The organism is Candidatus Glomeribacter gigasporarum BEG34 (genome assembly GCF_000227585.1).
Classification (GTDB): Bacteria; Pseudomonadota; Gammaproteobacteria; order Burkholderiales; family Burkholderiaceae; genus Glomeribacter; species Glomeribacter gigasporarum_B.
Genome location: NZ_CAFB01000081.1, coordinates 1 through 3,602, shown reverse-complemented (window position 1 = coordinate 3,602; position 3,602 = coordinate 1). Strand labels below are relative to the sequence as shown.

Here is a 3,602-nt window from a genome sequence, read left to right as displayed (position 1 = left end):
CGGCAGACTCTTCATCTGATGGTCATAGGTTCGAGCCCTATACGACCCACCAACCAATCTCTCCGCAACGCCAGATGAAACCCCTGCGCATAGTAAACCAGCTTCTGAAGCTTCAGATTGGATAAAGCGTCACCGACCTCTTCTTCTACCAGCGTCAAAAAATAGTTCGCCACATCAAACACGGAAACCATTGCGGCCTCCTTCTGTCAGTTTACGCTTGAAAACATTGTATGCAGTCTGCGCAAATTTTGCATCATATGCTTATTTTTTCTTCACCAAGTCTATCCGGGAACCCGCCCAAATTCCGCTCCCATTTACCAAGCCCTGACTCACCTTGATCGATGTAACGCTTTGATTTATCAGGATATTTTACTGGGCCGGACTCGACGCTCTAGACGCCCGCTTTTGACCGTCAACGCTTGACTTTCAATGCGCTGGATGAGCCAAACAGCATCATAGACGGCATACGCCACTCAGCACTATGCTCTGCTCTTCAATGATAGAAGCGGAGCGCATGATGCCATCCGAAATCCTGGAAACGTTTGAATATGAAGGCCGAATCATCCACGTTCATCTGGAAGAGGACGCCTCAGATCAAGACTGGCTGACTGTACGCGCCTATTACGCCGACGGAACGCTCGTTAATCCGTTCGTCTATTCCGTGTACAGAATAAAAAGCGGATACAGAGGATTGATGCAGGCCAAGAAGACCCTGTAAAAGAATTTGTGCGCTCAGTGCACTTTGATATCGAAAGTGAGGCGCAGCGCAAGCGTGAAAGGACGCTCAAGGGAGGGCGGCTACATTAAAATTGCTGAATACTATTTATAAAAATTCTGGGAACACTTATATAATAAGGCTTCCTTTTCATGCTAAAATATTCAGCGAAGAAATATCAAAGTCCTTTAAATTCAGGGCTTTGGGCTAATAGTCGTACTGCTTACCGCACAGCTTGGCAGAATCTCTTCAAAGGCGAAAAACAGGTTCCAGTCTGGGTACGCCAGGCAAGGGGTACGAGTTCGCCGTAGGACCGCGTTCGCATTGCTGGAAAGCACTATATCAGTGGCGAGATGTGCAAACCGCATGATTGCGGCAATCATCGTTTCTATGGTGTTTTCAGTGAAGATAAAAAGCGGGCCTGGGGACTTTTGGTGACGGTCAAAGACACGGATAACGCTATCCTGCATCCAAGCCAATATGCAACTGATCGCTGGCTTGGAAAACCTGACCAACCTATCAAGGCCCACTTGATGGGCCAGCTCAAAGCGGATCCAAATTGGAAATAAAGATATGGATGTCCGATAAAAATGGCAAAACCGCTCAGAGACGGCCTGCCGTCCTAAGATCATTCATTGACAAGGCAGTGCATTCATCATGATAATACAGATGAGCTTAAACCCAGTCAAACTAGAGATGTTCACACGGATTTTTTGAAGGGGGGCAAGCATTTGCTTGAGAAAATCAACGGAAAGGGAAAAGAATGGCTCAATTTACGGTTCGCATCGAACTTCATAACGCGCATTCGAGTACTTATAACTCAGTACACAAAGACCTGCATCATGTAGGTTTTACGCATATTACAGAATGTAACGGCATTCCTTATCAAATGCCCCATGCGGAATACAATTACGAAGGCAATATCACAAAAGAAGCACTGCTTGAAGAAATCAAAGGTATTGTTTTCAAGCATGTATCCTCCTGCGGTATTCTAGTTACCCAATGGGCAGGCCAAGCTTCATATGGGTTGAAAAAGGTTCAAACCAATGAGCGTTCTTCCTGAGGTTGACGTATTCTGGTGACTAAGACGTTTCAGACTCTATAGAAATTTTTGTATGGGTTCAGATCAGGAGATTCATGTTCTCTTGATGCAGAATGTAATAGGCCATCAGGCACGGTTGATGGATTCATCAGAATTGATCAATCCTGTTATCGGGGCTGCGGTTGGATTCTACAGTGGACAGGAAAAGCCCGTGGAGAAAGTATCAAACAATAAACTCAAGCCGCGCTTCCGTTTTTCATCTGCGCCGGAGAGTGAACCGGAAGGCGATTTTGGTATCCAGCGGGTACGCAAAACGCCAGATCGGATTGAAGATTATGCGAACAGGACAGGATATAACCCTTTGTTTATTGACGGCAAAACCCGAATCGAGCTGCCTGTGCTGAGCGATGCACTCAAATGCGACGTTGCGACGTTTGCATGGAACGGACAAGAAACGCATGAATTGAAATACATGCACTTCTCAACGGCGGTGTCAAAATCCCGACGGATGCCGATTTTTAGCGCTTGCAATATTGAGGGCAGCGCTACGAAGACGGTTGCGCGCACCAATGTCTGGAAACTTGATCCCCGCATTCCGGCGGAATATCAAATGCTGCATGAAGTCTACGGCAATCAAAGAGATGGCTATTTCAGCCGCGGGCATATGACCCGCAGACAAGACCCCGATTGGGGGCCTAAAGACATTGCTGCCGTTGCCGATGCGGATACGTTTCATGCCACCAATGCCGCGCCGCAGGTGCAACGCTTCAACGGCGGCTTATGGGGCAGTATCGAAAACTATATTCTGGCCAATACCAAACACGACCACATGCGGTTATGCGTCTTTACTGGACCAGTCTTTCAGGAGGACGACCCATTTGTACACGGCGTCCAAATCCCGGCGCGGTTCTGGAAAGTCATCGCTTTCGTGCACGATGAAACGGGCGAGATCACAGCGACTGGATATATCGGATCGCAAGCCGCCGCGATTGCCGAGCTTAAGCCAAAAGCAACGGAGGGATTTGTAAAGCCGATGTTTGTCTTTGGAGAATTTAAACACCAGCAAAGGCCGCTGAAGGCAATTGAGGCGCTTGCACAGTTGTCTTTTGGAAAACTGACGAAGCGTGATGTACTGGCCGCCGCAGATGAAAGTTTCGCGGCAGCGCTACAAGATGTCAGGGAAATTATGCTTGACTGATGGGAGTTCGCATCCCACCTTTTGCACAGCTCCATCAGACAAGCGCATACCAAGAGGCCCGCGCGTTGCCGTGCCGCTTGAGAAACCCATCCCGGACAAGCGCGCTCAATCTGGCTTTGATCGTGCCTCTTGGCGCATCCGTCAGTTTTTCAGCCTCGGATATCGTTAGAGACCCGCGCGCCTTCACCCATTCCAGAATCGTAAGAGACAGCCTGGGAAGCGCGCTGGCCAATCTTTTTCATGCGCCACTTTCTGTTCCAGGCTGTCTTTCTGTGCCTTCAAGACACGCAAGAAGAACAATAATTAGGCCAATTCAGTCCGATTTACAAGCCGCAAGACGCGCCGCCAGAACAGGCTGGACACTGCTTTAACTTCGGGCAGTGTCTGGAGAGCATCTGAGCAATCACGTGATGTATGTAAAGTTCAGTTGAAAAATGACCCCCTAGTGGAGTGAACCCCTGGAACTGGACAGTTCGGAGTCGATCAATTGATACGCTTGCTGGGTCCTTTTTCAGAGGCACAGCACGATGTCAACAAGAAGTCTGTATCGTCGGCACAGTCCGCAGTTCAAGTTGCCACTGTGCGCGGATATTCGGGACGGCAAGATTGGACGGCGCGAAGCCAAGCGTACTTACCCAATTTCAGCC

The 3,602-nt window shown here is 48.8% G+C and carries 5 protein-coding genes and 1 pseudogene; 4 read left to right on the top strand and 2 right to left on the bottom strand.

All coding sequences use genetic code 11. The features are described 5' to 3' along the window. Nucleotides 1–11 precede the first annotated feature (11 nt). Nucleotides 12–191 carry a Panacea domain-containing protein gene (locus CAGGBEG34_RS08685; protein WP_006683285.1) on the bottom strand — a complete coding sequence of 60 codons (180 nt, stop codon included), beginning with the start codon at nucleotides 189–191 and terminating at the stop codon, nucleotides 12–14. Between the two features lie 323 nt (nucleotides 192–514). On the opposite strand from CAGGBEG34_RS08685, the gene CAGGBEG34_RS08680 reads away from it, so the two are divergent. From CAGGBEG34_RS08680 to CAGGBEG34_RS08665, 4 genes and pseudogenes are all read left to right on the top strand, one after another. After that, nucleotides 515–718, top strand: coding sequence for a hypothetical protein (locus tag CAGGBEG34_RS08680; protein ID WP_203224878.1), 204 nt, complete (start codon nucleotides 515–517; stop codon nucleotides 716–718). A 149-nt stretch (nucleotides 719–867) separates the two neighbouring features. Continuing rightward, nucleotides 868–1,284: pseudogene (locus CAGGBEG34_RS11850) on the top strand (inhibitor of vertebrate lysozyme family protein). Between the two features lie 194 nt (nucleotides 1,285–1,478). Continuing rightward, nucleotides 1,479–1,778, top strand: a complete 300-nt coding sequence (locus tag CAGGBEG34_RS08670) for a hypothetical protein (RefSeq protein ID WP_006683282.1) — start codon at nucleotides 1,479–1,481, stop codon at nucleotides 1,776–1,778. 118 nt (nucleotides 1,779–1,896) lie between these two features. Further along, a complete protein-coding gene (locus CAGGBEG34_RS08665) occupies nucleotides 1,897–2,955 on the top strand; it encodes a DNA/RNA non-specific endonuclease (RefSeq protein WP_203224877.1) in 1,059 nt (352 codons plus the stop codon). A 34-nt stretch (nucleotides 2,956–2,989) separates the two neighbouring features. Here CAGGBEG34_RS08665 and CAGGBEG34_RS11195 read toward each other — a convergent pair whose 3' ends face one another. After that, on the bottom strand, nucleotides 2,990–3,187 hold the full coding sequence (locus tag CAGGBEG34_RS11195; protein WP_158641860.1) for a helix-turn-helix domain-containing protein: 198 nt from the start codon (nucleotides 3,185–3,187) through the stop codon (nucleotides 2,990–2,992). Nucleotides 3,188–3,602: the final 415 nt, after the last annotated feature.

Excerpts from the sequence above, each read along its gene's own strand:
- CAGGBEG34_RS08685 (WP_006683285.1), bottom strand. The coding sequence starts at position 191 with ATGGTTTCCGTGTTTGATGTGGCGAACTATTTTTTGACGCTGGTAGAA.
- CAGGBEG34_RS08665 (WP_203224877.1), top strand. The coding sequence starts at position 1,897 with ATGGATTCATCAGAATTGATCAATCCTGTTATCGGGGCTGCGGTTGGA.
- CAGGBEG34_RS08670 (WP_006683282.1), top strand. The coding sequence starts at position 1,479 with ATGGCTCAATTTACGGTTCGCATCGAACTTCATAACGCGCATTCGAGT.
- CAGGBEG34_RS08680 (WP_203224878.1), top strand. The coding sequence starts at position 515 with ATGATGCCATCCGAAATCCTGGAAACGTTTGAATATGAAGGCCGAATC.